Source organism: Pseudonocardia sp. SID8383 (assembly GCF_009864975.1).
In the GTDB taxonomy this organism is placed as follows: domain Bacteria; phylum Actinomycetota; class Actinomycetes; order Mycobacteriales; family Pseudonocardiaceae; genus Pseudonocardia; species Pseudonocardia alni.
On record NZ_WWFY01001034.1, the window covers coordinates 1 to 1,757 of the forward strand.

Annotated in this window: 2 protein-coding genes and 1 pseudogene; 1 reads left to right on the forward strand and 2 read right to left on the reverse strand. The window is 75.8% G+C overall.

The features are described 5' to 3' along the window. Positions 1 to 181, forward strand: a 181-nt coding sequence (locus GTW08_RS32195; protein WP_237454161.1) for a hypothetical protein, incomplete at its 5' end; no start/stop codon positions are given. Positions 182 to 255: 74 nt separating this feature from the next. On the opposite strand, the gene GTW08_RS24860 is transcribed toward GTW08_RS32195, so the two are convergent. Continuing rightward, a complete protein-coding gene (locus GTW08_RS24860; RefSeq protein ID WP_073573699.1) occupies positions 256 to 768 on the reverse strand; it encodes a sigma-70 family RNA polymerase sigma factor in 513 nt (170 codons plus the stop codon). A gap of 77 nt (positions 769 to 845) precedes the next feature. Then, a pseudogene (locus tag GTW08_RS24865) lies at positions 846 to 1,757 on the reverse strand (hypothetical protein); the annotation flags it as partial.

Below are 1,757 nucleotides of genomic sequence, written 5' to 3' on the forward strand. Positions count from 1 at the left end.
GCGGCGGGCCGCCGGCCGCCGGAGCCTCGCCCCGCTCCGGTCCGGGATCCGCTCGCGCCACTTCCGCGGCGAGCCGCGCCCGCATCCGCGCGGCCACGTCGTGCGGCATCGCCGCCGGACCGAGCTCCCGGGCCACCCGCCTCCCGACCTCGGCGAAGTGTTCTTCGTCGACATGACATGAAGCAGCTGAACGGTGGTTGTCGTCGCTCCGACGAGTGCTCTCAGGCGAATTGCCGTCGGATCGGTGAGAACTACTCATCCCTCGTCCTCCCGCAACACGGGGGCCAGCCGGGCCCGCGCACGGGCCCGGCGGCTCTTCACCGTCCCCGGCGCCACCGCCAGCATCTCCGCCGCCTCCGCGACGCCGTAGCCGAGCCCGTCCACGAGCACCAGAGCGGCCCGCTGGTCCACCGGCAGCAGGGCCAGCGCGTCGGAGACGGCGAGCCGCACGACGAGCCCGCCCGCGTGGTCCCGGGCCGCGACGACCGTCTCCAGGGCCCGCAGCCGGTCCCGTCGCCGCCCGGCCGCGCGGAGCCGGTCGACGCAGTCGTTCACGAGGATCCGGTGCAGCCACGTCCCCGTCGCGGCGTCACCGCGGAACCCGGGCGAGCGGAGCGCGGACAGGAACGCCTCCTGCACCGCGTCCTCGGCCTCGGTCCGGTCGCCGAGCATCCGCAGGGCCACCGACCAGAGCCGGTCGGCGTACCTGCGGAACATCTCGTCCAGGTCGGGCGGGGCCCGGTCCGGGATCCGGTCGACGGTCGTCACCCGCGCACGGTAGGCAGCGCCGGGCGGTGCTCACGGGCGTTGCCGGGCCGGTCCGTCGCGATCGCGAACGGTGCGGCTCAGGGTGCGGTGCGGCGGAACCCGATGTCGTCGATCCGGGTCTGGTTGTCCGGCCCGAGGTTCGTGATCCACAGGAGCACGTGCTGGGTGGGCCGTCCCGGGTCGAGGCCGACCGTCGTCCGTCCCGAGGACAGGGTGACGGTGTCGAGCAGCGTCGTCTCCGCCAGCGTCGGCTCGGCCGACGGGGCCGAGCGGACCTCCACGACCGCGCCCGCGGTCGGCGAGTCGATGGTGAGCCCGGTGAGCGGCTCGGCGGCGTCGAACGAGGCCAGCACGCCGATCCCGGGCTTGAGCGCCGGGAAGGGCTGGAAGTAGCGGCTCGTCGTCCATACGGTGGAGGGGTCGCCGTCGACGACGTTGCCGACGGTGCCGGCGTTGTCCGCGTCGCCGACCGGGTCGAACACCGTCGCCGACACGTCCGGCACCGCGGTACCCGTCCCGGACGACGCGGCCGGGGCCGCAGGGGCGGGTACCTGCTGCTGCACCGGGGCGCTCGCCGCGGGCGGGACGACCACCGGCGGGGTGCCGCCGCCGCCGAACAGCATGCCCAGCTGCACGGCGACGTACCCGAGCACGATCAGTACGCCGACGGCCAGCACCCCGAGACCGATCCGCAGGTTGCGGCGGCGCCGGGGGTCGTTGCGGGTGTCGGGCAGCCGGTCGGAGTCCTGCCACACGTCGTCGGGCTCGGCGGGCGCGCCGTCGTGCACCGGCGGGAAGAAGGCCTGGTCGGCGTCCTCGGCGACGACGTCGGCCAGCATCCGGTGCATCGCCGCGGCGGTGTGCACCCGGCTGACGCCGTCGCCCTGGCCGAGCGCACCGCTGCACAGCGTGTCCAGCTCCAGCGGCACCCCGGGACGCAGCTGCGACGCCGGGCGCAGCCGGCCCGCGGGCGTGCGGTCGGCGGCGAC